25 protein-coding genes are annotated in these 26508 nt (G+C 35.6%); 6 read left to right on the top strand and 19 right to left on the bottom strand.

The window, feature by feature from the left end; all coding sequences use genetic code 11:
- Positions 1-260: 260 nt before the first annotated feature.
- A complete protein-coding gene (locus JOE44_RS05330; RefSeq protein WP_209784660.1) occupies positions 261-902 on the top strand; it encodes an NAD(P)H-binding protein in 642 nt (213 codons plus the stop codon).
- 157 nt (positions 903-1059) lie between these two features.
- Here JOE44_RS05330 and JOE44_RS05325 read toward each other — a convergent pair whose 3' ends face one another.
- The 3 genes from JOE44_RS05325 to JOE44_RS05315 form a co-directional block, all read right to left on the bottom strand.
- Positions 1060-1827 (bottom strand): methyltransferase domain-containing protein, encoded by a 768-nt coding sequence (locus JOE44_RS05325; protein WP_209784659.1) that lies wholly within the window; start codon positions 1825-1827, stop codon positions 1060-1062.
- 88 nt (positions 1828-1915) lie between these two features.
- Positions 1916-4708 carry an excinuclease ABC subunit UvrA gene (gene uvrA, locus JOE44_RS05320; protein WP_209789104.1) on the bottom strand — a complete coding sequence of 931 codons (2793 nt, stop codon included), beginning with the start codon at positions 4706-4708 and terminating at the stop codon, positions 1916-1918.
- Between the two features lie 7 nt (positions 4709-4715).
- Positions 4716-5759: a hypothetical protein gene (locus tag JOE44_RS05315; protein WP_209784658.1), complete on the bottom strand. Its 1044-nt coding sequence runs from the start codon at positions 5757-5759 to the stop codon at positions 4716-4718.
- 453 nt (positions 5760-6212) lie between these two features.
- On the opposite strand from JOE44_RS05315, the gene JOE44_RS05310 reads away from it, so the two are divergent.
- Complete coding sequence (locus JOE44_RS05310) at positions 6213-8024, top strand: TonB-dependent receptor (RefSeq protein WP_209784657.1); 1812 nt, start codon at positions 6213-6215, stop codon at positions 8022-8024.
- 71 nt (positions 8025-8095) lie between these two features.
- Positions 8096-8812, top strand: coding sequence for a DUF2490 domain-containing protein (locus JOE44_RS05305; protein WP_034694295.1), 717 nt, complete (start codon positions 8096-8098; stop codon positions 8810-8812).
- Here the strand turns inward: JOE44_RS05305 and JOE44_RS05300 are convergent.
- The 12 genes from JOE44_RS05300 to JOE44_RS05245 all read right to left on the bottom strand — a co-directional run bounded on the left by JOE44_RS05300 (position 8809) and on the right by JOE44_RS05245 (position 20073).
- Positions 8809-9255, bottom strand: a complete 447-nt coding sequence (locus JOE44_RS05300) for a phosphohydrolase (protein WP_034694511.1) — start codon at positions 9253-9255, stop codon at positions 8809-8811. The genes JOE44_RS05305 and JOE44_RS05300 overlap by 4 nt on opposite strands.
- 80 nt (positions 9256-9335) lie before the next feature.
- Entirely contained in the window at positions 9336-9671 is a 336-nt protein-coding gene (locus JOE44_RS05295) for a YegP family protein (RefSeq protein ID WP_209784656.1), read from the bottom strand.
- Between the two features lie 28 nt (positions 9672-9699).
- Positions 9700-10014: a hypothetical protein gene (locus JOE44_RS05290; RefSeq protein ID WP_209784655.1), complete on the bottom strand. Its 315-nt coding sequence runs from the start codon at positions 10012-10014 to the stop codon at positions 9700-9702.
- A gap of 147 nt (positions 10015-10161) precedes the next feature.
- On the bottom strand, positions 10162-11940 hold the full coding sequence (locus JOE44_RS05285; protein WP_209784654.1) for an acyl-CoA dehydrogenase family protein: 1779 nt from the start codon (positions 11938-11940) through the stop codon (positions 10162-10164).
- Positions 11941-11990: 50 nt separating this feature from the next.
- Complete coding sequence (locus JOE44_RS05280; protein WP_209784653.1) at positions 11991-12347, bottom strand: four helix bundle protein; 357 nt, start codon at positions 12345-12347, stop codon at positions 11991-11993.
- Positions 12348-12379: 32 nt separating this feature from the next.
- A complete protein-coding gene (locus JOE44_RS05275) occupies positions 12380-13558 on the bottom strand; it encodes an acetyl-CoA C-acyltransferase (protein ID WP_209784652.1) in 1179 nt (392 codons plus the stop codon).
- A gap of 83 nt (positions 13559-13641) precedes the next feature.
- On the bottom strand, positions 13642-13995 hold the full coding sequence (locus tag JOE44_RS05270) for a four helix bundle protein (protein ID WP_209784651.1): 354 nt from the start codon (positions 13993-13995) through the stop codon (positions 13642-13644).
- A 39-nt stretch (positions 13996-14034) separates the two neighbouring features.
- Positions 14035-16428: a 3-hydroxyacyl-CoA dehydrogenase/enoyl-CoA hydratase family protein gene (locus JOE44_RS05265; RefSeq protein WP_209784650.1), complete on the bottom strand. Its 2394-nt coding sequence runs from the start codon at positions 16426-16428 to the stop codon at positions 14035-14037.
- Positions 16429-16481: 53 nt separating this feature from the next.
- Positions 16482-16934, bottom strand: coding sequence for a MarR family transcriptional regulator (locus JOE44_RS05260; RefSeq protein ID WP_034694513.1), 453 nt, complete (start codon positions 16932-16934; stop codon positions 16482-16484).
- 165 nt (positions 16935-17099) lie between these two features.
- Positions 17100-18023: an ABC transporter ATP-binding protein gene (locus JOE44_RS05255; protein ID WP_209784649.1), complete on the bottom strand. Its 924-nt coding sequence runs from the start codon at positions 18021-18023 to the stop codon at positions 17100-17102.
- 493 nt (positions 18024-18516) lie between these two features.
- Positions 18517-19488 carry an iron ABC transporter permease gene (locus JOE44_RS05250; protein ID WP_209784648.1) on the bottom strand — a complete coding sequence of 324 codons (972 nt, stop codon included), beginning with the start codon at positions 19486-19488 and terminating at the stop codon, positions 18517-18519.
- 24 nt (positions 19489-19512) lie between these two features.
- Positions 19513-20073 carry a TlpA disulfide reductase family protein gene (locus JOE44_RS05245; RefSeq protein ID WP_209784647.1) on the bottom strand — a complete coding sequence of 187 codons (561 nt, stop codon included), beginning with the start codon at positions 20071-20073 and terminating at the stop codon, positions 19513-19515.
- Positions 20074-20106: 33 nt separating this feature from the next.
- On the opposite strand from JOE44_RS05245, the gene JOE44_RS05240 reads away from it, so the two are divergent.
- Positions 20107-21231 carry a ferredoxin--NADP reductase gene (locus JOE44_RS05240; RefSeq protein WP_209784646.1) on the top strand — a complete coding sequence of 375 codons (1125 nt, stop codon included), beginning with the start codon at positions 20107-20109 and terminating at the stop codon, positions 21229-21231.
- Entirely contained in the window at positions 21228-21845 is a 618-nt protein-coding gene (locus tag JOE44_RS05235) for an ElyC/SanA/YdcF family protein (protein WP_105682529.1), read from the top strand. The genes JOE44_RS05240 and JOE44_RS05235 overlap by 4 nt, the downstream gene beginning before the upstream one ends.
- Here the strand turns inward: JOE44_RS05235 and JOE44_RS05230 are convergent.
- Positions 21842-24451, bottom strand: coding sequence for a BamA/TamA family outer membrane protein (locus JOE44_RS05230; RefSeq protein WP_209784645.1), 2610 nt, complete (start codon positions 24449-24451; stop codon positions 21842-21844). The genes JOE44_RS05235 and JOE44_RS05230 overlap by 4 nt on opposite strands.
- Here JOE44_RS05230 and JOE44_RS05225 point away from each other — a divergent pair.
- A complete protein-coding gene (locus JOE44_RS05225; protein WP_209784644.1) occupies positions 24437-25162 on the top strand; it encodes an RNA methyltransferase in 726 nt (241 codons plus the stop codon). The two genes, JOE44_RS05230 and JOE44_RS05225, sit on opposite strands and share 15 nt — an antisense overlap.
- Positions 25163-25242: 80 nt before the next feature.
- Here the strand turns inward: JOE44_RS05225 and JOE44_RS05220 are convergent, their stop codons facing one another.
- The 3 genes from JOE44_RS05220 to JOE44_RS05210 form a co-directional block, all read right to left on the bottom strand.
- A complete protein-coding gene (locus JOE44_RS05220) occupies positions 25243-25743 on the bottom strand; it encodes a phosphoribosyl-ATP pyrophosphatase (protein ID WP_209784643.1) in 501 nt (166 codons plus the stop codon).
- Positions 25744-25746: 3 nt separating this feature from the next.
- Positions 25747-26055, bottom strand: a complete 309-nt coding sequence (locus JOE44_RS05215; RefSeq protein ID WP_209784642.1) for a phage holin family protein — start codon at positions 26053-26055, stop codon at positions 25747-25749.
- A gap of 84 nt (positions 26056-26139) precedes the next feature.
- Positions 26140-26490 carry a YtxH domain-containing protein gene (locus tag JOE44_RS05210; RefSeq protein ID WP_105682525.1) on the bottom strand — a complete coding sequence of 117 codons (351 nt, stop codon included), beginning with the start codon at positions 26488-26490 and terminating at the stop codon, positions 26140-26142.
- Between the last annotated feature and the right edge of the window lie 18 nt (positions 26491-26508).

Below are 26508 nucleotides of genomic sequence, written 5' to 3'. Positions count from 1 at the left end.
AAAAGTGTTGTCGAAATCATAAATTTTTGATTTTTTACCTGGTGAAAAAAGTGTAACTTTAATTCATTAAAATCTCGTAATACATATTACTATGAGTCAGGCTATTTTTTAACCTGAACATCTTAGGTTCAATTTTCTGAACCCAATACCTTCATTATATCATAACTAAAGCAAAGACAATATGTTATTTGCCTTATCAGTGGTCGTTAGCGTAGAATTAGCTATTGATTATTGATATGTAATATTTAAAGAAAATCAATATGAAAACCTATAAAATTGCCGTAATCGGCGGAACAGGAAAATCCGGAAAATATCTGGTGCAAAACCTCCTTGAGAAAGGGTATTCTCTTAAACTTTTAGTCAGAAACCCTGAAAACGTTACCTTTCAAAATCCATTAATTGAAGTTGTAAAAGGAGATGCGAGAGATGAAACCTCAGTTCATAGATTGCTTGAAGGAACTGATCTTGTAATAAGCACTTTAGGACAGTCAAAAGGAGAGAAGTCTATATTCAGTGATGCTGCAAAAAATATCATCAGAGCGATGAACCATTTTGGAATGAAGCGCTATATAGTAACTACCGGTTTGAGTGTAAATACTCTGTCTGATCATAAAAATGAAAGCGTTAAAATGGCTACTGAATGGATGTATCAGAATTATCCTGAAACAACGGAAGACAAACAAAAAGAGTATGAATCTCTTGTGGAAAGTACACTGGACTGGACTTTGGTAAGATTGCCACTGATTCATCTTACCGAAGAAAGGTTTACAACTGAAACAAGTCTTACAGATTGTAAAGGCGAAAGTATCAGTGCTGCGGATCTTGCGGAATTTCTGGTTTCTCAGATTGATGCTGCTGAATATATACAGAAGAGTCCGTTTTTGTACAATCTGAAAGGATAAAGAATATTTAAAGAAGAAGTTGTCTCAATAATCTGGCTAGTGGATTTTTGTCATTCTGACGAAGGAAGAATCCCGTTAATAATCAACGATATGGGATACTTCATTTCATTCAGAATGACAATTTTGAGACAGCTTCTTTTAATTCTTATAAGAGTTTTTATTTTTTTCGACCATACATCAGAATACGCTTAAATGCATAGATTGCCGGATATTTTGTAAATCTTTGAGCGATACGTGATTTAAATTCGGAAATGAAATTTTCTTTTTGTTCTTTTTCCAAACGCTCAAGATAAGGCAGCAGGGCAGTTCCTGAAATAAATTCATAGAGCGCTTCATGATCATCTGCAATAATCGGATAAACTTTCTGGAATATTTCAATATCCTGAATTCCGTTGTCAAACAAAATTTGAGCATAATCATCCATTGAAAGTACAGGCGAATCACGGTTGAAATGATTGAGCTGTGAAGCATAAGGTTCTTCGTCTGCCATTTCCGTAAGAATCTGATTCAGGATATTTTCTTTCTGAACAGGCATCTGAATAGCTAACTGCCCATTCTGTGAAAGTAATCCAATGATTTTAGGAAATAACGTTTCGTGATCATCTGCCCACTGTAAAGCGGCATTGCTGAAGACAAGATCCCATTTTTGGTCAGACTGCGCTGTTTCTTCAATGGTCTGCAGTTTAAAGTGCAAGTTGTCATTTTCAAATTTTTTCGATTTCTCAAGCATTTCTGCTGATGAATCAATTCCTAAAAATGTAGAGCCGTCCAGTTTTTCTGTCAGAATGGAGGTTTGCTCTCCGGTGCCACAGCCTAGGTCAATCGCTTTTATATTGTTTTCAGGCTTGATTAATGCTGCTAAATCATAAAAGGGTTTGTAACGCACATCTTTGTATTGATCATATAATTCGGGATTCCAGGGCATAAAAAATAATTTTGTAATGGGTTAATTTTAATAAAGATAGAGAATCTAAATAAAAAATCGGCTGTTTTTAAAAACAGCCGATTGTATTTTATTGTTCCAATTTTTCCTTGATATATTTTGCGGTGTGTGACTTTTTATTTTTTGTCAGATCTTCAGGAGTTCCTGTAAATACAACTTCTCCGCCATGTTTTCCTGCTTCCGGGCCGATATCAATAATATAGTCGGCACATTTGATAATATCAGGCTGGTGCTCAATAACAATCACTGAATGTCCAAGGTCAATCAATGCCTGCAATGATTTCAATAATTTCTGAATATCATGGAAGTGAAGTCCTGTAGAAGGTTCATCAAAAATAAATAACGTCTTATCCGTTGTTACCCCTTTTACAAGGAATGAAGCCAGCTTCACACGCTGTGCCTCACCGCCGGAAAGGGTAGAAGAGCTTTGTCCCAGCTGAAGATAACCTAAACCTACTTCCTGCAGCGGTCTCAGCTTTGTTACGATCTTCTCTTCATTATTGTCTTTAAAGAATGCCAACGCTTCATCTACGGTCATATGAAGAATGTCAGAGATGTTTTTCTCATCGAATCTTACCTCAAGGATTTCATTCTTGAATCTTGTTCCTTTACAAACCTCACATTCAAGCTCGATATCTGCCATAAACTGCATGGAAACATTGATGACACCTTCACCTTTACATTCATCACATCTTCCGCCGTCTACGTTGAAAGAGAAATGTTTAGGCTTGTATCCCATCATTTTGGCTACTTTCTGTTTCGCGAAAAGATCACGGATGTCATCATAGGCTTTCAGATAAGTTACCGGGTTTGAACGGGATGATTTTCCAATCGGGTTCTGATCAATCAGTTCAATATTTTTGATCAGCTTTTTTGGAAATTCTACGGAATCGTAATCTCCTTTTTTACCACCCATTCCTAACTGAATCTGAATGTCATTGGTAAGAATTTCTTTCATTAAAGTAGATTTTCCACTTCCTGAAACTCCGGAAATCACCACCAGACTTTCAAGGGGAACATCTACATCTATATTTTTAAGATTGTTCTGGCGGGCACCTTTAATGTGAATCCATTCTTTGCCTTTTCTTCGCTTCTTCGGAACCTCAATTTCCAGTCTTCCGGTAAGGTATTCTGAGGTAAGTGTGTTGGCTTTTTTCAGATCTTTATAATCTCCGGCAAATACCAGTTCACCACCAAGATAGCCTGCTTCCGGACCAATATCAATAATATAATCAGCGGCTCTCATAACATCTTCATCGTGTTCTACCACAATTACGGTGTTTCCAAGGTCACGAAGGTTTTTCAGTACTTCAATCAGGTTTTCCGTGTCTTTGGAGTGAAGCCCGATAGAAGGTTCATCCAGAATATAAATAGAACCTACCAAAGAACTTCCTAAGCTTGTGGCAAGATTGATTCTCTGACTTTCTCCTCCCGAAAGGGTATTGGAAGTTCTGTTTAATGTTAAATATCCTAATCCTACTTTTAATAAAAATTCAAGGCGAGTTGTGATTTCATAGATCAGCCTTTTGGCAACTTCTTTGTCATGATCTGAAAGCTTTAATCCGTTGATTAATGGAGAAAGTTCGTCCAGAGGAAGCTCAATCATCGACTGGATATTGTGTCCGTCTACTTTTACCCAGCTGGTTTCTTCGCGAAGTCTCAATCCTTCACAGGTAGGACAAAGGGTTTTTCCTCTGTAACGGGAAAGCATCACTCTGTACTGGATTTTATAGAGGTTTTCTTCAAGCATTTTGAAGAAATTATTAATGCATGGGAAATTACTTTTTCCGTCACCTTTCCAAAGGAAGTTTTTCTGCTCTTTTGTTAGCTGATGGTAAGGTTTGTGGATAGGGAAGTCACCTGCTTTTTTGATGAAATCCTTTTTCCATTCGCTCATTGTTTCTCCTCTCCAGCATACGACTGCATCTTCGTAGATGGACAGCGTTTTGTTGGGAACCACAAGATCTTCATCAATTCCAATTACTTTTCCGTATCCTTCACATGCCGGACATGCTCCGTATGGATTATTAAAGCTGAAAAAATGAACATTCGGTTCAAGGAACTCCATTCCGTCCAGCTCAAATTTATTGGAGAATTCTTTTACTTTTTCAGTATCTGTATTCTTTAATGAACAATAGCCACGTCCTTCATAGAATGCCATTTGAATAGAATCGGCAAGCCTCTGTAAAAAACTTTCGTCTTCTTCATAAGAGAAACGGTCAATAACAAGATTGATTGCCATTCCTTTTTCAGGAGCAAATCCAAAGCTTTCCAGATCTTCAATACCCGCTACATTTCCATTGATTTCCAGTCTTGTGAAACCTGCCAGTTTTAAAACATTCAGCGTTTCTTTAAAATTGTCTGCATCATATTCCAAAGGAGCCGTTAACAGAAAAGAAGTATCTTTTTTGGAAGCTTTAATGAAGTCTACTACATCAGAAACCGAATCTTTTTTCACTTCTTCTCCGGAAACCGGTGAAAAGGTTTTCCCGATTCTGGCAAATAAAAGCTTCATATAATCGTAGATCTCTGTAGAAGTTCCCACAGTAGAACGCGGATTGGAAGAAATTACTTTCTGCTGGATGGCAATGGAAGGGGCAAGTCCTTTGATATCATCAACCTTGGGTTTTTCTAATTTTCCCAAAAACTGACGGGCATAAGAACTTAAACTTTCAACATACCTTCTCTGTCCTTCAGCATAAATAGTATCAAAAGCCAAAGAGGATTTACCGCTTCCTGAAACTCCTGTAATAACAATCAGTTTGTTTTTCGGAATCAGGACGTCTATATGTTTCAGATTGTTAAGATGTGCGTTCTTAACGAAAATCTGTTTTTTTATATCTATTTCTGTTGTGTTAGCCATATTTTGTTTATTCATATAAAGTATATTCTGCCTGGTAGGTATCACCAGTCAGCGTGATTGTTTTATTTCCGTAGCTAATATTTACATTGGCCACAACTTTATTTTCTGATTGAGTGTTGACTCTAACTATTCTTTTCTGGTCATCATAGGAAAATGTTTCAACATAGGCGGGCTCTTTACCATCAAATAATGTACTTCTTTCAGCAAGTAAGTCATTTTTATAATTGTAGTTAAAAACAAGTGAGCTGGTACTTGTAGAAGTATTCTTATCTGGATTATATGATGCTTTTATCATTTTTTTTATCCTACGATTTTCATCATAATCATATTGCTGATCTTCTGCTTTATTACCATTAAAAGTAAGCGTATATTTTGTAAGGAGATTATCCGTATAAGAATACTTTTTTTCTATAATGGATTCTTCATCTTTCAGCAAATTTGATATGATATTGCCCTTCATATCATATGCAAAAGTATGAAAGCTTGTTGATGGCTTTTCTTTGGAAGAAATATATTCACTGGATATTCTAGTCACTTTTCCTGCAGTATTATATTGATAAATACTAATTGTCTTTCCCCCAGAATATTTTTCAATTTTTTTTATCAATCTTCCATTTTCATATAGGTATTCAAATTCTTTTCCTTTACCGATTATTTTCGAAATATTATTTTTTGAGTCATAGAATATCTCATTTTTATGGGTTGGAAAATCAAGAGACGTTTCTTCAAATGAAGCAATTTTGCCTTCTGATACAAGAATTTTATACTCATCTTTTCTTGTTGGTTTATCAGATGGTATTTGTGTTATGTCACTTGCAAAAAGTATGTTTCCAAGAAGATCATACTTTCTAATCTCTATATTAAACTCATTTTCTATTCCTCTTGTTTTTTGATAGGATTCTTTAATTTTTTGCCCACCAATAATTAAATTGATAAGCTCATCCTTTTCTTCTATATCTTCTTCAGGACTAGATATTTTAGGATCCGGATAGGTGAACTGAGCATTTACAAAAATGCCTATAAAAAATATTGAAAAAAAGAATACTTTCATTGTAAAATTAAGACCCACAAAATTACGAAATTTTAGTGAAAATTTTATGCTTATCTTATTGTTAAAAATTATTATTGTAAACGTTAAATGAGAGGGATGAAATCAAAATATTTCATTCAAAAAATGATAGAAATGAATATATTTTGTGGACTTATTTTTATTTTACTATTTATTTTACAGTGGTTTTTATAAATTTTAAAAATATGTTGTGTTTTTTTATTTAAGTATTGTTTTATGTTGTAAAATTATTTAAAATTGTACCCGTAAATATGTAATATAGAAATGAGAAAATTATTCAGAGATCTAGTTACACATTTAATGAGAAAAAGATAAAATTACTCCCTCACACAGATGCAGCATTATGTTGCATCTTTTTTTATGACAACTATCATTTGCCTGTCTTGGTGAACTCCCTTACTTTTGGACTCTGTTAAAAAAACTACGGAAACGATTATGATCAAAAAGATAGGAAGTGCTTTTTTTCTGGGATCTTTACTTTGGGTACATGCACAGGAAAAGACAACAGATATTGAAAGCATTGAATTTCAGGGGAAATTTATCTCTACACCTTATAAAAGTGCTAATCAGAATATCAGTGTTATCACCAGAGAAGACATTGTAAATTCGCCTGCTAAAAGTATAGACGAAATTCTTCAGCAGGTACCGGGCATGGATATCAGAAGGAGAGGAGCCAATGGGGTGCAAAGTGATATCGGTTTTCGTGGAAGCTCTTTTGAACAGGTTTTGCTGATGCTGAATGGAATCAGGATGAATGATTCCCAGACCGGACATAATAATATGAATATTCCGGTAGATCTGGATGACGTAGAAAGGATAGAAATTATAAAAGGGCCGGCAGCCAGACGTTTTGGTCAGAATGCTTATGCCGGTGTTATCAATATCATTACCAAAGCCACTCCTGGAAAAAGAGTGAAGATAAGTGCAGATGGAGGAGACTACAGCACCTATGGTCTTGGATTCAATGCGCAGATTGGAAATGAGAAGTTTACGAACTCTCTTCAGGCCAATTCTGCTTCTTCAGAAGGCTACATGTTCAATACTGATTATGAAATCAGAAATGTATTTTATCAGGGAAAACTGAATATCAAAAACGGAGATGTAAAAGTACAGGCTGGTTTTTCAGAAAAGAAATTCGGAGCCAATGGTTTTTATGCTTCCAGTGCTGCCACAAAACAGTATGAGGAAACACAGGCTTCTATAGTAAGTGTAGCCCATCAGCAGACTTTTGGAAAGCTAAAGCTTAATTCAAATGTATATTGGAGAAGAGGACAGGATATGTACCTTTATGACAGATGGAATCCGGAATTTTACAGAAATATGCACATCGGAAATAATGTAGGAGGAGAAGTCAATTCCAGCTATCAATGGGGATTGGGAACAACCGGAATTGGTGTGGAATTAAGAAAGGAGTTTCTTGCAAGCAGTAATTTAGGGAACAGAAACCGTTTTGTCTCTCAGGTTTTCTTTGAACATCATTTTTCATTACTGGATAAAAAACTGAACATCAGTCCGGGAATTTCGTGGGCTAACTATTCTAAGGAAGGTAATTTTTTCTATCCGGGGCTTGACGTAGGATATAACTTTAATACCAATAATAAAATCTACGGAAATATCGCAAAAGTACACCGTATTCCTACTTTTACCGATCTTTATTATATCAGTAAAACGGAACAGGGAAATCCTGATTTACGACCTGAAAATGCTGTTTCATCAGAGGTAGGATATCAGTATCAGGATAGTAAAATCTTAGCGAAAGTCAGTGGATTTTTAAGAAACTCCAGCAATTCTATTGATTGGGTGAAAAAAGACCTGAATGATAAAGTATGGTATGCCCAGAATGTAGGAGATATTAAAACCAAAGGGATTGAAGCAGAGTGGAGCCATAGACCTGTAGATTGGTTAAAATATACGGTTGGATATACTTATATTGACAGCAAATATGAAGAAAAAGATGGCCTTGTTTCAAGATATATTCTGGATAATCTGAGACACCAGTTTGTTTCCAAATTAGAAGTAAAATTCCTGAAAAATTTCACCAATGAGCTTGTTTACCGTTACAATGAAAGGGTAAATCTGGGAACCTATAATCTTGTAGATGAGAAGCTAAGCTTTGCTAAAAAAGACTACTCAGTGTATGTGTTGATTAATAATATTACCAATACAAAATATACGGAAGCATTTGGAGTGGCAATGCCGCAAAGATGGTTCCACATTGGGTTTTCTTATACAATTAATATTAAGTAAATGTTAATTTGAAATGAATAAAAGTTAATATTAACAAATTGTTAAAAAATATACATTTGCAAAAATTTTTTATGAAACGTCTTATAGGCTTAGGTTTATTACTTGGAATTTCTTTTTTTAAAGCACAGGAACATATTTCCAGCTTCAATGCAGTGACTCTGACGTATAAGTTTCATCCAAAATTTTTCCTTTATGCTGAAGGGCAGATGCGTGGTAACGAAGATTATACCTACCCTGATTATTATGAAATAAAAGGGGGATTAGGGTATAATCTTACCAAGAATCACAAACCTTTCGTAGGATTGGGAAGATATGTGAACTATAAAGAGCATAGCCTAAGCAGAGAGGAGTTCAGGGTATGGCTTCAGGATGTTATCGATATTAAAAAAGGTATCGTGAAGTTCGAAAACCGTTTTCGTGCTGAAAAAAGCTGGTTCTATGAGCCTAAAACAGATCAGACTTCCCAGAGAATGCGTTACAGATACCGTTTGAATGTAAGTGTTCCTTTAAATGCGAAAACCATCAAAAAAGGAACTGTTTTTGCCAATGCCTATGATGAAGTTTTCTTTGTCTCTCCGATGAAGCCTACTTTTGCCAGAAACAGAGTTTACGGCGGTTTCGGCTATCAGATCGATGATTATTTTGGAATTGTGAGCGGATATCTGTGGCAGCGTGAATTCGAAGCAAAAGGAAATAAAAATTTACATTTCGTTTACCTTGCGTTAAACATTAATATCGACGGAACAGACCATCACACGAAAACTTACGATTTCCCGGGTGCGGATTAATATTTCTCTATCAGATAACGGTAAGCTTTCAGATATTTATTGAACCTTTTGATGTCTTTGGGAGTAAGCTCTCTGTTTACTCTTCTAAGATCCATATTATCACGAAGGTCATTCAGTTTTACCGCAACAGAAAGGAGAGATCTTTCTGTTCTTTTGATAAATTCATCGTAATCTTCTTCCGGATCAAGCTTCGTAAGACAGCTGATGGCAAAAATAATATATTCGGGAAATCCTTCCGATCTTAAATAATCCAGGCTGAACTCCAGAGGATGATCTTCTACTACATCATGCAGTACTCCAACAATTTTTTCATCCAATGTTTTACCATAGTTCATCACACGCATCACGTGAGCGATGTATGGAGCATGGTATTTATCAGTTTGTCCTTTATGAGCCTTATCGGCAATTTTGATTGCTTTATTCAGTAATTCTTCTTTTGTCATTTCTAATGAAAAATAGACTACAAAAATAAAAAATGCCTTAAAAAATAAAGCATTTTTATCAAGAATATTTCAGATGATTTTTAGACATTGGTTTCATCCTCTATATGAGCATGTGGCGCATTGTTTTTTACAGATTCGATTCCGTTTTCCATGCCGTTGTCAGATTCATACATTTGGCTGGTTCCTATGATCTGTCCGTTTCCGGCTTTAAGGTTGAAATAATATCTGCCATCATTGGCTGTATTTCTTTCAAATTTGGCATCTTCCTGTGAGTTGGTTTTTACAGTTCCGATTCCGTTTTCGCAGGATGGCTTGGTGCTGTATCCCTGACTGGTTAAAATTACCTGTCCGTTTCCCGCTTTGAGGTTAAACTGAAAGTCTCCGTTTATTCTTTTAGAGATAATAAATTTTCCCATGGTAATAGTTTTTTAGTTTGTGTTGTGTTTATTTGGATGGCGTTATCTTTTTCCGATCCACCTGAAGTTTATCGGGTGTAATCGCGTTTAAAATTTTATATTGTGAATAATCTTTTGAAGGCTCTTTTAAAGCCATGTAAAGAATTGTATCATTGGGTTTAATGGTCAATATCTTGTAAAGTTCTTTTTGAGAATGATCTGATTTAAGGGCAAAAGATCCTGGAAACTTCCCTTTAGAAACAATTTTTGTGGTATCAATCTTAGAAACAGGAACTATATTGTCTTTTTTTTGGGCTGAAAAAGCTGCTGAAATAAGAAGAAGGGGAAATAATAGAATTCTCATGTGTTTATTAATTTATAATAAAAATAATAATTTTTTTTGAATAACTTTATATAATACCCTGAAATTCAACGATGGATATTGGGAATACGGGTGAAAAAAAAGCGCCTCAAAAAATGAGACGCTAAATCAAATTTATGTTATTAAAGACTAATAAGCTCCTTTCCCGATATAGTGAGCTGCTACTTTTTCAGTAAGAGCTACCACATTCGGATGATTGGTATACTTTGTGAATCTTCTTAATCCTGAAAGCATCATTCTCTGCTCATCTCCTTCAGCAAAAGAAACGATTCCTTCTTTAGCAGAAGTAATGATTTTCTCAACAGCTTTGTAAAGGTTCAGCTGAGCCATAGCTGCTTCCACAGATTCAGGAGAGAAATGTTTCTCTGCTCTTAATATTGCAGATTCTGCCATATAGATCTGGTTAAGGATTTCAGAAGCATTCAATAATAAATGTTGTTGTTTCTCAATATCCATCATGAATTTCTGTAGTGCTGCTCCGGAAACCATTAAGAATACTTTCTTAAGATTAGCAATAATTGCTTTTTCTTCACTCATGAATTCTGAATAGTCAGGAACTTCAAATGAAGGGATACCCATCAATTCTTTGCTGATTGCCATTGCAGGAGATAAAAGATCTAATTCACCTTTCATTGCTCTCTTAATAAGCATTCCTACCGCTAATAATCTGTTGATTTCGTTGGTACCTTCATAGATTCTACCAATTCTGGCATCTCTCCATGCAGATTCCATTGGGGTATCTTCTGAGAATCCCATTCCTCCATAAATCTGGATTCCTTCATCCGCAGTATTTTGAGTAAGGTCAGAAACGAAAACTTTAAGGATAGAAGCTTCTACTGCAAATTCTTCAACCCCTTTTAATTCCGCTTGTTGATGATCCATTCCGCCAGCAACTAATTCTGCAATTTTATCTTCAACATTTTTTGCTAAACGGTAAGAACCTGCTTCACTCACAAAAACTCCGGTTGACATTTCTGCAATTTTCTTTCTGATAGCTCCGAAAGTAGAAATAGAAACACCAAATTGCTTTCTTTCATTGGAATATTGAATAGCATGGTTTAAAATTCTTCTTTGTCCGTCAAGGTTTGCAGCAGCTAATTTAATTCTACCAACATTTAATGCATTCAAAGCGATTTTAAAACCGTTGTTTCTTTCACCCAACATATTTTCAACAGGAACTTTCATATCATTGAAGAAAACCTGACGGGTAGAAGAGGAACGAATACCTAATTTATGTTCTTCTTCACCAAATGTTAAACTTTCCGGATTTTCTAATTCTGAACGGTTGATTACAAAACCTGTAATATTTTTATCATCATCAATTTTTGCAAATAATGTGAAAGTATCTGCAAAACCTGCATTGGAAATCCACATTTTTTGTCCATTGATAATGTAATGTTTTCCATCTTCAGACAATTTTGCTCTTGTTTTCCCTGAATTGGCATCAGATCCTGCATCCGGCTCAGTCAAACAATAGGCTCCGAATTTTGTTCCTGTAGCTAAATCCGGAAGGTATTTCTTTTTCAATTCTTCACTTCCGTAAAGCAAAGTAGGAAGAGTTCCAATTCCCGTGTGTGCTCCATAAGCTGTTGCTAATGATCCATTTCCACCTGAAACATAATCGCAAGCCAACATTGTGCTCACAAATCCCATTCCCAAACCTCCATATTCTTCAGGAACAGTGATTCCTAACAGTCCCATTTCTCCTAATTTACGCATTGTTTCTTCAGTCAATGCATAATCTTTTTTCTCAAAACGATCGTGTTGTGGAATAACTTCTCTGTCAATAAATTCTTTCGCAGAATCACGAAGCATTTTTTGTTCTTCAGAAAGTTCTTCCAAAGAGAAAATTTCATTAGCTGGAATTTGTTTAATTAGGAATTCCCCACCTTTAAGTATATTGCTCATTTGTTATTATTTTAAATTTTAGATTATAAATTTTAAATTAGATTTTGTTGTTATAAATTTTCAGATGATGTTTTAATGATTTTAGTTAAAATATTAATGATCATTTCAATGTCTTTTAAATATGAATTGATCTCAATTTGAACGAGATTTGAAGAATCATAAAGTTTCAGCCAGTATCTTGTTTCTCTCGCTTCTTTATTTGCAATAGAGAGCTTTGATATAAAATCTTTTTTAGATTGAGCCGCTATAGCTTCTTCTACATTTGCTCCAATGGAAGTCCCAGAACGAAGAATTTGTTTTGATAAAATAAACTCGTTTTGAGATTTGCACTCAGTATAAAATTTAATTATTCTTAAGGCAAAATCAAAAGTTTTTATTTGGATCAAATTGTCTTCTTTGAAACCCATTGCATCTAAAATTTATAATTTAAAATCTATAATTAAAGAAGTTCAAAGATTGAAGCCGCGCCTTGCCCCGTTCCAACGCACATAGAAACCATTCCGTATTTGTTTCCACGCTTTCTCATTTCATCAAGAAGTTGAACTGTTAATTTCGTTCCTGTACATCCAAGAGGGTGACCCAAAGCGATGGCTCCTCCGTTTACGTTTAAGATATCAGGATTTAAGCCTAATTCTTTCTTAATGGCAACAGATTGAGATGCGAATGCTTCGTTTAATTCAATTAATTCAATATCTTTTAATTCTAAACCTGCCTGTTTCAATGCTTTTGGAATAGCGTAGATAGGTCCCATTCCCATGATTCTTGGCTCTAATCCGGCTGCAGCATAAGCAACTAATCTTGCTTCAGGCTCCAATCCTAATTCTTTTACCATTTCCTCACTCATTACCATTACAAAAGCGGCTCCGTCACTCATTTGAGAAGAGTTTCCGGCAGTTACGCTTCCTCCGTTGGCAAATACGGGTCTTAATTTTGCTAAACCAGCTAAAGAAGTGTCGGCTCTAGGCCCTTCATCTATTGAAAAATCAAACTTTTTAGTTTGTATTTTCTGATTTTCATCCAGAAAGTTATATTCTACAGGAATCGGAACAATCTGGTTGGCAAATTTTCCTTCCTGATTAGCTTTTAAAGCCTTCATGTGAGATTCAAAAGCAAACTGATCCTGCTCTTCTCTTGTAATGTTATACTGTTTTGCAACTTCTTCCGCTGTGTAACCCATTCCCCAATAGTAATCAGGGTTGGTTTTTGCGATATCTGTTTCAGGAACCGGTTTGTAACCTCCCATTGGGATGTATGACATGGATTCTGTACCACCCGCGATGATACAATCTGCCATTCCAGCCTGAATTTTTGCAGAAGCAATCGCAATCGCCTCACTTCCTGAAGCACAGTATCTGTTTACGGTTACTCCCGGAACTTTATCAGTATTTAATCCCATCAAAGAGATCAGACGTGCAACATTCAGCCCTTGTTCAGCTTCCGGCATTGCATTTCCTACGATAAGGTCATCAATTCTGTTTTTATCTAATTGTGGAAGCTCAGCCATTAATTTTTCAATTACGGTAGCCGCCATGACATCAGGTCTTGTAAATCTTAAACTTCCTTTTGGAGCTTTTCCAACGGCAGTTCTGAAACCTTTTACTATGTATGCTGTTTTCATTTTTTGTAATTTTTTGTAAAATGTATAATGTAAAATGTCAGTTGTACCTTATTCAGTAGTACTGCATAATACCTTGTACGATTCTATTTTGAATAATTTTGTTTTAATTTAATTATCATATTTTGAATATGTCTGATTTCTGTCATTAGTAAATCAAAATCATTTTTCTGTATAAATTCCAAATCATTAGCAATTATGATTTGAGTTTCAAATTCAAATGAAGAACCTAATGCAATGTTCAAGAATTGACAAAATTGAGGGTTGGTATCTCTTCCTGCTCCTTCAGCAATATTAGATGGGATAGAATATAAACTCCTCCTTGATTGTGAGGTCAACCCAAATAACTCATCTTTAGGAAAATCTTTGGATATTACATAATAATGCTTACAAAGCAGAATTGATTTCTTCCAGACTTCTAAATCCCTAAAGTTATGCATGCCAATACTTTTTACATTTTACATCCGACATTGTACAAATTAATTTCTTAATGGTTTTCCGTTCTGTAGCATGTACTGGATTCTCTCAAGAGTTTTTCTCTCCCCACAAAGCTGAAGGAAGGTTTCTCTTTCAAGGTTCAACAGATACTGTTCTGTTACCACTGTGGGTTCAGATAGATTTCCACCTACCATTACGTTGGCTAGTTTATCAGCAATTTTCTTATCGTGTGCAGAAATGAAATTTCCGGTTAACATCTGGTCTGTTCCTACGTAGAACATTCCTAATGCATCTTTACCAAGAACTTTTACTTTTTGTTCGATAGGTTGGGTATATCCTTGTTCTGCTAATAATTTTGCTACTTTTTTAGCTTCCGCTATCTGTCTGTTTTTGCTTACGGAAACAATGTCTTTCCCTTTTTCAAGGATTCCCATATCGTAGGCTTCATAAGCTGAAGTTGCTACTTTACCCATTGCGATATTCATGAAAGCATCACGAAGTCTGTTATTTTTAACATCATCGTTGTGGAATTCTCTGGAAGTTCTTAAAGTCAATTCTTTAGTACCACCACCGCCAGGAATTACTCCAACTCCTGTTTCAACAAGTCCGATATAGGTTTCTGCGGCTGCAACCACTCGGTCTGCATGCATTGTCATTTCACATCCTCCACCTAGAGTCATTCCGTGAGGAGCAACGACTACAGGGATAGAAGAGTAGCGTACTCTCATCATTGATTTCTGGAAGTAAGCGATGGCCATATTCAAATCATCCCAATCCTGCTCGATAGCCATCATAAGGATCATAGCAAGGTTGGCACCTACGGAGAAGTTAGCTCCCTGGTTTCCTACAACCAATCCATCGTATTCTTTTTCTGCTAAATCAATTGCTCTGTTTAATCCGTCAAGAACTTCGCCTCCAAGAGAGTTCATTTTTGAACGGATCTCGAAGTTGATGATACCATCTCCTAAATCTTCAATAGCAGCCCCTGAATTACTCCAAAGGGTTTTGTTTTTTCTGATGTTATCTAAGATGATGAATGCATCCTGACCTGGGATTTTGTTGTATTCTCCTGAATTTTTATCCACGTAAATACTTTGTCCTTCGTCATTAACTTTATAGAAAGTCTCTACATTTTTCACCCAGTCTGAAACTTCATATCCAGCATCTTTTGCCAGTTCTATACCTTTTTGAACGCCTACAGCATCCCAGATCTCAAATGGTCCGTTTTCCCATCCGAAACCTGCTCTCATGGCATCGTCAATTTTATAAACTTCATCAGAAATTTCAGGAACTTTATGAGACACATAAGCGAATAATGCTCCTAAAGATTTTCTGTATAATTCGCCGGCTTTATCTTTACCGCCGATCAGAACTTTGAATCTGTCAATTGGTTTATCGATAGCTTTTGTTAATTCCAGAGTAGGGAATGATGATTTTCCTTGAAGTTCATATTCCAAAGTATCAAGGTTTAATCCGTGAATTTCAGATTTTCCTTCTGCATTTTTCACTTTTTTATAGAATCCCTGTTCTGTTTTTGAACCCAGCCATTTATTATCCATCATTTTCTGGATATACCCTGGAAGAGCAAATACGTCATTGAAATCATTCGCTTCAGCACCACTTTGACGAACGCCGTTAGCTACCATTACCAGAGTATCAAGACCTACAACATCAGCTGTTCTGAATGTTGCTGATTTTGGACGGCCGATCACCGGACCTGTTAATTTATCAACATCAGAAACGGTAAGTCCTAGTTTCTGTACATTATGAAGAAGATCCATCATAGAGAATACACCGATTCTATTGGCGATGAAAGCTGGAGTATCTTTAGCTAAAACTGTTGTTTTACCTAAGAATTTTGCTCCATAGTTCATATAGAAATCGATGATTTCCGGAGCGGTATCATTGGTTGGAATAATCTCCAAAAGAGGAAGATATCTTACCGGATTAAAGAAGTGCGTTCCTGCAAAGTATTTTTTGAAATCCTCGCTTCTTCCTTCTGTAAGGAAATGAATAGGAATACCGGATGTATTAGAAGAAATTAATGTTCCCGGTTTTCTGAACTGTTCAATTTTTTCATATACGGACTTTTTGATATCAAGTCTTTCTACTACTACTTCAATGATCCAGTCAGTGTTTTTTATTTTCGGCAAATCATCATCGAAGTTTCCGATGGTAATTCTGTCTGCAAACTTTGGTGAATAAAGAAGTGCAGGACTTGCTTTTTTAAGTTTTTCAAAGTTTTCGGAAGCAATTCTGTTTCTTACTACCTTGTCATCTTTGGTCAAACCTTTTTTTTGTTCAGCTTCAGTAAGTTCGAAAGGAACAATATCCAAGAGTGATACTTCAACGCCGATATTGGCGAAGTGAGCAGCGATACCGCTTCCCATAATCCCTGAACCAAGAACCGTTACATGTTTGATTCTTCTTTTCATATGTAAATTTTTATTTGTATAAGATTATATGAACCCGAAGGTTTCATCATAATTTATTTTCTGTTATTTAATAATTCGTTTGCTATTTTCATGATTTCAGTCATCACATCTTTAAAAGCATCCAGCTTTTCGGGGGCAATTTTTTCCATTACCTTTTTGTTGAAATTCACAACAACTTCCTTAGACATGTTTCTTGAGTTGAGTCCTTTATCCGTAAGTTTGATGATAACCTCTCTTTTATCAGTGGTTGTTTTTTCCTTATAGATATATCCGTTATCTTCCAGAAGTTTGATAATTCTGGTTAAAGAAGTAGGCTCAATAGCCATTTTTGGACCCAGGTTAGTACTTCGGGTTCCTTCTTTGGGATCAATTTTAAGAAGAGTAAGGGCTTGCACCGCTGTGGAATCATGTTCCTGGGCTAATTCTGTGTACATTTTAGAAACAGCCAACCAGGTCTGCTTTAAAATTAAATCTACGTTTTCTATTTTTTCCTTATTATTATCCATCATTTTTGCGCCAATGGTTTTACCCAAATTTAATAAATATTATGCATGCATAATATTTATTAACGTTAAATTTTGTTAATAACCTGGAAATAAAGCGATTAAATTGTATGATTAGCATAATACTATGCATGCATAGTATGTGGAATAGTCAAAGAAAACGTAGTATTAATGAATGTTTTGGATTAAATTGATGATTTCTTCAAAAGATTCACATTGGTAAGTGGCGGAATCTTTAGTAATTACCCAAAAAGTGTTCTGGAACTCGAAATTAAGGTCAGAGAGGTCTTTTTGGAAGTTTTTTTGAAGCAGAGAATACAGCATTTCCTTGTGAAATTGCGGTGCTGAGATAAAAGGTGGAATAAAGGTCTCGTTGAATTGAAATAACGAGGCGTTGGTGAGTTCATCATGCTGAAGCAAAATATCCTCCACAATCCCTGAATACAAATGGTTTTCCTTTACATACCATATTTTATCGGCAAACTCTTTGGCCAGCCGCCAGTCATGGGAAGAAAACAGGATAAGTTTGTTCTGTTCTTTAGCCAGTTTTCTTAAGGTTTTTAGAATAATGATTTTATTTTTTTCATCCAGATGGGTAGTCGGTTCATCCAGAATGATGATAGGAGAATTCTGGGTAATCGCACGCCCGATAAATGCTTTTTGAAGATTTCCGTCTGACAGGTTTTTCAGAAGGGTGTATCTATATTGATTTAAATCCAGTTCCTCAATAATGTGAGCAACTTCTTCACGGTCTTCTTTTTTTAATTCAAAATAAAAAGGGTAGTAGATATATTTTCCCAGAGAAATTAGATCCTCAACCGTATAATGCTGTGGAATAACCGATTTTGAAAAGACAATGGCAATATTTTCCGCCACTTCTTTTACAGAAAGATGCTTTATATTTTTTCCGCCAATAGAAATCTCCCCATTGAGTAATGGGAGCTGATGGAGAATAGATTTGATTAATGTTGTTTTTCCCACCCCATTATTACCAATCAGCAGACCTACATCACCGAGCTTTAAATCTGCATTGGCATTAGAGATTAATGGAGTATTGTAGCCGATATGAGCCTGTTTGATCTGTAGGTGCATGTTTAAAAGAAAAGGATTAGAAATAAAAGGATAGGTAGAAAACTTAAAAATAGATATAAGAATTTATTTTTTTTAACTTTCCATAAAGTGTACCCGCCTAAAATAAGAGAACCCCAAAAGGCACATGGCAACGCAAGCATAATCCACCAATTATGTCCCCAGGAATAAATCCAATGTAGTTTCTGGTTCATTCGAAACATTTTTGAATACTCCAAAAATACAAAACTGATTACAAACAAAATGATGTGTGCAGTAATTAGTTGTTTTTGTGTTATTCTGATGTTCATTACTTTGTTTATAGTTAGATAAATTGTGTTTAGTAGGTCATGCTGAAAGCATCTCTACAAAGATAGTTTAGATTCCTTCGGAATGATACATTATAAATAGGTCTCTCTTTTTACTTACAGAGGAAAGCTATGAAATTATCCTCAAATATCTGAGTTATTATTTTGATCCACAATGAATTTAAAGGTAACAATTTATATATGGATTATTACACCTTATTCTGTTTCAAAAGCATCATCAGAATCACAGGAATTCCAAATACGGAGCTTATTACATTCAGGGGAATCTGTGTTTTTTCTGCAATAACTGAGAAAAACAGCATAATCAGCATTCCCAGAAACATATTAAGAATCCATTGCTGCCATAATTTTGAAGGATTATAAACGAGTCTGCAAAAGTGAGGAACAATAATTCCGATAAATAAAATAGGGCCTAAAAATGCTGTAACAGAAGCTGAAAGTAGGGAAGAGGCTACTATTATTAAGAGTTTCAGTTGCTTCAGGTTTACTCCTAAACTTTGTGCATAGGAATTGCCAAGTGAGTTTCCAATGAGAGGTTTTATAGCCCTGAAACAAATAAACATTCCCATTAAAACCAATATAAGCAGTACATAAATCTGATTTCTCGTTACCATATTATTCGCTCCGAAAGACCATAAAATATAGTTTTTCAGGCTTTGATTTTCTGCGTAAAACTGAAGTAGTGATACAATAGCTCCGGCAAAAGCAGAAACCAGAAATCCGAAAATAATAAGATACGATTTGTCCTGAAATCTATTAGACATTGAAAGCAGTATCAACATTAACAGTAAGCTTCCTCCAATAGCTGATAAGCTGAGAAAACTATTTTGTAAAAATTCAGGAAGGAAAATGTTATGGGAAAAGAAAATGTAAAAGGCAACCGATAAGCTGGCAACCGAAGTGATTCCTAATATATCAGGTCCTGCCAGCGGATTTTGAAAATATTCCTGCATCAGAAAACCAGAGGTAGGAATTGAAATTCCGGCCAGCATCATAACCAGAACACGGTTGATACGGATTTCTGCAATTTGATTATGGGCAGAGTCCTGAAAGAAATCCTGGAAGCTTAAATGTAAAAATCCTGTGTTCAGATTAATGACAGCGCTTGCAATAATGGCAATCACGAATAATAAACACAGGATTTTAAATCTTTTTGACATGATTCAGAAAGAGTTCAGTCTATTTTATTTTAGGAAAGAATCGATTTTTGAATTCAATACATCTTCTGTCATCATTCCCAGATATTCATCGGTTTTATCTCCTTTTCTCATGAAAGTAAAAGGAATAGAACCTCCATCCCATTGCTTGAAGTTGTTATGGAAAAAGTTTTGATCCAATTTTTGTCCATCCAGTAAGATAATGCTGCCTCCCAATTTGTTTTCAGTAGCAAAGTTTTTAACAGCACCTTCCCAATCTGCCTTTTCATCAAGATTTACGAAAGTGAACTTTACAGGTTTTCCTTTTAATTCTTCCATTTTACTTTTAAAACTTGGAATCTCTCTCATACATGGACCGCACCAGGTGGCAAAAAAATTGGTTACATATAGAGTATCATTGTTTTTTGCTAAATGCTGGCTTACATTTTCAGGAGAAAATTCTTTGGGAATGGCTGCACTTCCTTCATTTCCTGTATTTTGAGATACGGAAACAGAGTCTGCAGTTACAGTGTTTTCAGTTTTCTGACCTTCTTTTTTACAGCTGTACAATGCAGTAAGAAGTAACGTGGATAAAATTATCTTCTTCATAAATTATTTTTTATCTATTTTTGAATTGAAGTTATGGAACAACAAATCTATAAAGGGAAACTGATACAGTTTCATCCGTTAAAAATAGCGAAAAAGGAAGAGCTGACCAAAAATACTTTTTCTCTGGAGTTTGATATTCCTGAGAATTTAAAGGAAAATTTCAGGTTTGAAGCAGGGCAGTTCGTCAGCATACGATTTCAATCACATGGGGAAGAGGTTATTAATGATTATTCAATGACTTCAGCTCCTTATGAAGGTAAAATCTGTCTGGGGATCAAAATAAATTCTGCTGAAGGCGCGACTTCTCAGTTATTTCAAAACTATAATACAGGTGATGAACTGTGGGTGAGTGAACCTGCAGGAAGGTTTACCATTGTATCTAAACCCAGTGAATTCAGGACTATTGTAGCTTTTGCTGCTGGGATAGGAATTACTCCTATTTTGAGCCACTTTAAAAATATTCTTCACAACGAACCCCGAACAAGATTGTTTTTATTTTTTGGAAATAAAAGTTCAGAAGATCTGGTTTATCGTGAGCAGTTGGATAATCTTGCCAGAACATGTGGTGACAGACTTCAGATATTTTATTTTTTCTCACAGGAAAAAACTGCAGATCAGTTTTTCTACGGCAGGCTGGACGAAAAAAAATTACATCTTATCATCAATCAGATCCTTCATTTGGATGATACAGATGAAGAATCTACCATTTGGGATGCTGTAGATGAAGTATTGATCTGTGGAAAAGGAGAAATGATCAAGACATTGGCCAACGCATGCTACCACCACGGAATTCCGAAAAAGAATATTCATTTTGAACTTTTTGAAGAATTTAATGATGATATTTATCCTGTAGAAAAAGAATTTCCTCTGATTGAAAATATAGAAGTGGAATTTACCATGCTGGGAAAAAAATATACGACACATCTTGCTGATAATAAGGATAAAATCCTTCAGCAGCTTCTTATTCAGAAATTTCCGGTACCTTATTCATGTAAGTCTGGAATCTGTGGAAGTTGTGAATGTTCTTTAGAGGAAGGAGAAGTGGAACTGTTGGAAAATGAGTATCTTACCGAAAAAGAAGAAGAGCAGGGGCATATATTGGCTTGCATGTCTATAGTGAAAAGTAAAAAAATAAAGCTTAACTTTGATCTTAGTTGAGAGTCATTAGGAACATATTTAACCTGGGTTTTATATCATTGGAATTAGGAATTCTGATGATATGTTTCTGTAATGTGTGGGTTTTCGGGCTTACCAACGGGAGAACCTATACTAAAATCTCAAAAATTCCCCCAAGAGAAATAGCACTCGTTCTGGGCACATCTCCAAAAATGAGATCCGGAAAATCGAATCCTTATTTTACGAAAAGAATGGATGCCGCAGCACTTCTTTATCATCACGGGAAAATCAAAAAGATTATCGTGAGTGGAGAGAAGAGTAAGGGGTATAATGAGCCGGGTGCCATGAAGAATTATCTGGTTAATCAGGAAGGCGTTCCGGAAGATATTATTGTAGAAGATCCGAAAGGCTTTAATACCTATAAAAGTATTCTCCGTTGTAAGGATGTTTATAAAAAGAAAAATGTCATTATCGTCTCCCAGGGATACCACAATCTAAGGGCATTGTTTTTTGCCAGAAATAATGATATGAATGCGTTGGGATTTGATGCGCAGGATGTCACAAAACCTGAGAGCTTCTACAGAAACCAGACGAGGGAAATCCTCGCCCGTGTGATTGCTGTAGTGTATTTTATTTTGGGTGTTTCTCCGGACTAGAAAGGATATCCGAACGCTATATTAACTGTTGGTTTGAAAGGCTGGATGTTTTTGAACCTCCATCGGTCACCTTCAGGTTTATTCGGGTCATAGATCTTGTATGCAAGGTCAATTCTTGCTGTTACATAGGCAATATTTAACCTTAGTCCGAAACCACTTCCGATACCCACCTGTTTCCAGAACTTACCGAATTTAAATTCATCTCCATACCCATCATTATAATTACGAAGACTCCATGTATTTCCGATATCAGTAAATAATGCTCCTTCATACGTTTTATTGAATGGAATTCTGTATTCAATATTGGTTGTAAGCTTTAAGTTATCGGTCATATAGGTACGTACTCTCTCATCCACCTGAGAATCAGCAGGACCTAACCCTCCAAAGGCTACCCATGCCCTGATATCATTGGAACCTCCATTGAAATAAGACTTGATGATTGGCATATCCTGAGAGTTTCCGTACGGTATTCCGACCCCGATAAACTGACGTAATACCAATGTCTGGTTTCCGTTAAACTTGAAATATTTTCTTGTATCAATATCAAATTTTACAAACTGTGCATAGGGCAGTCCGAAAATAGTTCCTTGCGGACCTGTAACAATACCTCCGCCGTTATCTTTTTTATTGAATATACTTAAGATGTTACCCGCAAGCTCCACTTTTCCGTTAAAATAAAAGGCATTTGGATATTCTTTCTTTCCAATTTCACTATAAACAAAATTGTAGATCATGGAAGAAATAAGAACATCCTGCGTCTGTCTGTCTTTGTTCACCAATGTTCCGGTAAATGCGGTTAAAAGATCTCTTCCCTGTTGATTAAGACTTCCACGGTAAGCGTCATTTTCAATGATTTTTTTAGAAACCTCATCTACACTCAGCTTTCCATCTCTATAATCTTGTCCGGTTTGCGCGGTTTCTGGGTTAAACATAAAATAATTCCCGAAAACCTCATCTTTTACTCTTCCGTCATTCACAAAGTAGTCATAGTAAGCATCTTTGTTTTTTGTCAGGCTGACCTGAGTATTGAATAAAGTAAGCTTATGATATACCTGATCATTAACACTTGCCTGGTAGTTTAATCCCGTGTTAAAAATCAATCTTCCCAAACCGATATTGTTCTGTATGGATGCCCCAAGCAAAATAGATGATGTAGGCGTATATCGTTTTGGAATAAACTTATAATAATTAAAAGGAAGCAGCAGTCTGGGGAAGTTCAGCGATGCCTGAGCTGATATTTCGTATGCCGCAACTCTTTTACTGATATCTTTTGTACTTCTGATAGAACCAAATGTCCCTGAAAGGCTGGTAGAAAGGTTTTCTGCTCCTCTGAAGACATTTCGGGTGGTAAGGTCAACAGAAGGAGAGATCCCCAGATTTAAAACCTGAGAATAATTGATATCTGTCCCCACTTTAAGCTCATACTTCGGAAGGGGTTTCAGTACATATAGCACATCAACAATACTGTCGTTAGGAGAAGTCATTCCACCTTGTCTCAGAGAATCTCTTGCTTTAACGATGCTAAAGTTATTCATCGCTAAAATGTTTCTCTTGGTTACATCCAGTTTCGTTTGGTCAAAAACTTTTTTACTGTCCGGAATAATAGCCCTCCATATCGATGACAGTTTGTATTTATCATTCATCGTATGGAATCTTATTCTCCTTAAGCTGTCTTTATTTGTATTTTTAGGATAATCGCCCGGTTCATCCACAATAGCAACGTCAATATTTCCAAAAGTGGCTATCTTATAAGGAGTATCCAGAGAGTCTTTATGAATTTCCAGGGTTAAAGGAACCTGTTTTCTGCTTTTAAGAGAATCGGCCACAAAATAAACCTCATCATTGGAGGCATTGAATCTATAGAAACCAAATTCTCTCATCAGGTCGGTAATTCTGGTTACTTCTCTTTCCAGAACAGTCTGATCAAGAATCTGTCCTGATCTCACAAGGCTTCTGTTTAGGTTATAGTTGTAATATCCTTTGATTCCCTGATCCGGAATATTATAGAAATAATCCTTAATGCGTGTAGGCTCGTTATGTTTGATAGAATAATTAACAGATGCCTTTTTGGACGCGGAATCCAATGTGTGTTTAAAGTTTACATCAGCATCCCAAAATCCTCTGTAGGTAAGCCTTTTCTTAATAGACTCCGCACTTTTTTCACTTCTTGTCTGATCAAGAATTACCGGTGGTGTTCCCCAATTGTGCAGTAAACGATCGAAAAGAAGACTTTTTCCGACACTGCTTTTCATATTATATTTAAGGAATAAAGAGTCTCTCAGTTTCTGATTTCTCATCTCACCGGGATAGGTCATATATTCATTAAGTATTGTATCGTATTTCGTATCCGCCATATTGTAGAGCAGTAAACTCAATGGCATGAAAAGAAATTGCTTCTTGTTAGGCTTTTGCTGAATGTAATCTTTCAGTTCTTCATCGAAAAATTCTCTCTTATCCTGGAACTCTAAACTGTTCTTGGTAAGCAGATATTCGCCTTCCGGAACTTTTTTTGTTGTACTACAAGCATAAAGGAGACCAACAAATGTTGCAAATGAGATAATTTTATAATATTTTTGAGGAGAATTCTTATAATGCTTACAGCTCATACAATAAAAGTTTTACAATCTTTAGATAAAAAGAAGTTCAGACAAAAATACAATTTGTTTTTGGTTGAAGGTAATAAAATCATTTGTGAACTTTTTAATTCTAACATTAAAGTTAAAGAAATATTGTCAACCGATCCACAAAAATTGGACCGTACTGATACTCTTGTGACCCATATCTCTGAAAATGAATTAAAAAAAATTAGTTTTCTTAAAACACCAAAAGATTCTGTAGCGGTATGTTATCTTGCCGAGGAAGAAAAATGGGAAGATAAGAAGATACAGCTGGTTTTGGATGGAATACAGGATCCCGGAAATTTAGGAACGATTATACGTCTGGCAGACTGGTTCGGAATTGAACAGATTATTTGTAGTGAAGATACGGTAGATGTATACAATCCGAAAGTAATTCAGGCGACAATGGGTTCTTTTACCAGAGTGAATGTGGTTTATACTGATCTTGTGGAATATCTTTCTTCAACAGAAAATGTAAACATAGGAACAGATATGGAAGGGGAGAACATCTATACTTTTGAGAAACCGGAAAAGATGAATCTTATTTTGGGGAATGAAGGAAACGGAATGAGACCGGAAACGGAAAAACTGTTACAAAAAAGTATAAGCATTCCGAGGTTTGGAAAATCCCAGTCTACAGAAAGCCTGAATGTATCTATGGCGGCCGGGATTATTTTAGGGCAGTTATTTTCAAAATAAGAAGCTAGAAACTAGAGGTTAGAATTGAGTATAAACTACTGATGAGTATACGCTAACTTCTAGTTTCTAGCCTCTAACATTTATATAAGTTGTTCCATACTTGAAACACTTTTGTTTTTCTGATAGACCTCCATTTTTTTTCTGACATATTTCAGCGCAATAGGAGCAAGGTAGATCAATGCTGCGCCAATCAGTTTTTTCTTCCAGTTGGAGCTTTTCATATTCTTTTTGGCATAGTTTCCTACGATCGCAGTAACACCAAGCTTAACAAGGCTGTCTGTAATATTTCCCCCCTTGAAAGCAGAGCTGGCAATTCCTACAGCCGTATTTTTATTAATCAGTAAATCTTTTACCTCTGAGGTAAGTTGTTTCGCAATGACATCCTTTCTCAGAACTACTTTTTCATCACCGTCTTCATCTACTTTTTCCTGAAGATACTGGTCACTTAAGCCATTGGTAAATGCACTTAGGCTTTCCTTCGTGTTTTTGAAGGTAAGAAGATTCTCCAGATCACTTATTTCACCTTGAAGCAGTTTTTTCTTTCTTCTTAATTCTTCTATGCTCTCGTATTTTCTGCCCATAGTTTAATGATTTAAAAATTTAATAACCTGATCTGCAACAGTGTTGACAATTTTACCTTTGAAGGCAATAACGAATGCCATTACCAACGCATAAAATCCAGCAACAATTAAGAATCCATATGAGTAATTATCCAGTGCTTTTCCAATAAGGAAAGCAATTCCAAAATTGAAAAGGATAATAAAAAAAGCAAAAGCAACAAGTAATACTACAAAGTAAGTAATGAGCCCAGCAGAAAGAGACGACTTTTCAGTCGCTTCAATTTTCAGAAGATCTATTCTCTTGGAGGCGTATTCTTTAATAGTTTCTATCATTGTTTTTTTTTAAAGTTACAAAAAAAGGAACTTTCGCACAAAAGTTCCTTTCCGTAATTTACTTAAAAAGATAAATTACTTATTTTATTTTTTCAGATCATTCAGTTCCGCTTCTACATCTTTTGCCAAATCTGCAGTTTTGGAAACAATCTGATCTTTGTATTTATCATATCCGTCTTTCACAGTATGTGCTACGCTGTTTGCAGTTTCTTTGAAAGTAGAAGAAATATTGCTGTACTGGTCTTTCATTTTTTCAGAAACCTCTCCGTATTTATCTTTAGCCTGATCTTTAAGATCATTTGCTTTATTTTTAATTTTTTTTCTGGTTTCTTTACCTTCTTCCGGTGCGTATAACATTCCTAAGATTACACCTGCCGCAGCACCTGCAAGAAGTCCTGCCAATATACCTGCTGTATTATTTCCTTTTCTAGACATTTTAAGTTTTTTAATAAT

The sequence above is a fragment of the Chryseobacterium sp. PvR013 genome (assembly GCF_017833095.1).
In the GTDB taxonomy this organism is placed as follows: domain Bacteria; phylum Bacteroidota; class Bacteroidia; order Flavobacteriales; family Weeksellaceae; genus Chryseobacterium; species Chryseobacterium culicis_A.
The sequence above is the reverse complement of the archived record's forward strand: the minus strand, read 5'-3'. Positions and strand labels throughout refer to the sequence as shown.

Bases quoted from the DNA above. Each gene is read 5' to 3' on its own strand.
- JOE44_RS05330 (WP_209784660.1), top strand. From the start codon at position 261: ATGAAAACCTATAAAATTGCCGTAATCGGCGGAACAGGAAAATCCGGA.
- JOE44_RS05325 (WP_209784659.1), bottom strand. From the start codon at position 1,827: ATGCCCTGGAATCCCGAATTATATGATCAATACAAAGATGTGCGTTAC.
- uvrA (WP_209789104.1), bottom strand. From the start codon at position 4,708: ATGGCTAACACAACAGAAATAGATATAAAAAAACAGATTTTCGTTAAG.
- JOE44_RS05315 (WP_209784658.1), bottom strand. From the start codon at position 5,759: ATGAAAGTATTCTTTTTTTCAATATTTTTTATAGGCATTTTTGTAAAT.
- JOE44_RS05310 (WP_209784657.1), top strand. From the start codon at position 6,213: ATGATCAAAAAGATAGGAAGTGCTTTTTTTCTGGGATCTTTACTTTGG.
- JOE44_RS05305 (WP_034694295.1), top strand. From the start codon at position 8,096: ATGAAACGTCTTATAGGCTTAGGTTTATTACTTGGAATTTCTTTTTTT.
- JOE44_RS05300 (WP_034694511.1), bottom strand. From the start codon at position 9,255: ATGACAAAAGAAGAATTACTGAATAAAGCAATCAAAATTGCCGATAAG.
- JOE44_RS05295 (WP_209784656.1), bottom strand. From the start codon at position 9,671: ATGGGAAAATTTATTATCTCTAAAAGAATAAACGGAGACTTTCAGTTT.
- JOE44_RS05290 (WP_209784655.1), bottom strand. From the start codon at position 10,014: ATGAGAATTCTATTATTTCCCCTTCTTCTTATTTCAGCAGCTTTTTCA.
- JOE44_RS05285 (WP_209784654.1), bottom strand. From the start codon at position 11,940: ATGAGCAATATACTTAAAGGTGGGGAATTCCTAATTAAACAAATTCCA.
- JOE44_RS05280 (WP_209784653.1), bottom strand. From the start codon at position 12,347: ATGGGTTTCAAAGAAGACAATTTGATCCAAATAAAAACTTTTGATTTT.
- JOE44_RS05275 (WP_209784652.1), bottom strand. From the start codon at position 13,558: ATGAAAACAGCATACATAGTAAAAGGTTTCAGAACTGCCGTTGGAAAA.
- JOE44_RS05270 (WP_209784651.1), bottom strand. From the start codon at position 13,995: ATGCATAACTTTAGGGATTTAGAAGTCTGGAAGAAATCAATTCTGCTT.
- JOE44_RS05265 (WP_209784650.1), bottom strand. From the start codon at position 16,428: ATGAAAAGAAGAATCAAACATGTAACGGTTCTTGGTTCAGGGATTATG.
- JOE44_RS05260 (WP_034694513.1), bottom strand. From the start codon at position 16,934: ATGGATAATAATAAGGAAAAAATAGAAAACGTAGATTTAATTTTAAAG.
- JOE44_RS05255 (WP_209784649.1), bottom strand. From the start codon at position 18,023: ATGCACCTACAGATCAAACAGGCTCATATCGGCTACAATACTCCATTA.
- JOE44_RS05250 (WP_209784648.1), bottom strand. From the start codon at position 19,488: ATGTCAAAAAGATTTAAAATCCTGTGTTTATTATTCGTGATTGCCATT.
- JOE44_RS05245 (WP_209784647.1), bottom strand. From the start codon at position 20,073: ATGAAGAAGATAATTTTATCCACGTTACTTCTTACTGCATTGTACAGC.
- JOE44_RS05240 (WP_209784646.1), top strand. From the start codon at position 20,107: ATGGAACAACAAATCTATAAAGGGAAACTGATACAGTTTCATCCGTTA.
- JOE44_RS05225 (WP_209784644.1), top strand. From the start codon at position 24,437: ATGCTTACAGCTCATACAATAAAAGTTTTACAATCTTTAGATAAAAAG.
- JOE44_RS05230 (WP_209784645.1), bottom strand. From the start codon at position 24,451: ATGAGCTGTAAGCATTATAAGAATTCTCCTCAAAAATATTATAAAATT.
- JOE44_RS05220 (WP_209784643.1), bottom strand. From the start codon at position 25,743: ATGGGCAGAAAATACGAGAGCATAGAAGAATTAAGAAGAAAGAAAAAA.
- JOE44_RS05215 (WP_209784642.1), bottom strand. From the start codon at position 26,055: ATGATAGAAACTATTAAAGAATACGCCTCCAAGAGAATAGATCTTCTG.
- JOE44_RS05210 (WP_105682525.1), bottom strand. From the start codon at position 26,490: ATGTCTAGAAAAGGAAATAATACAGCAGGTATATTGGCAGGACTTCTT.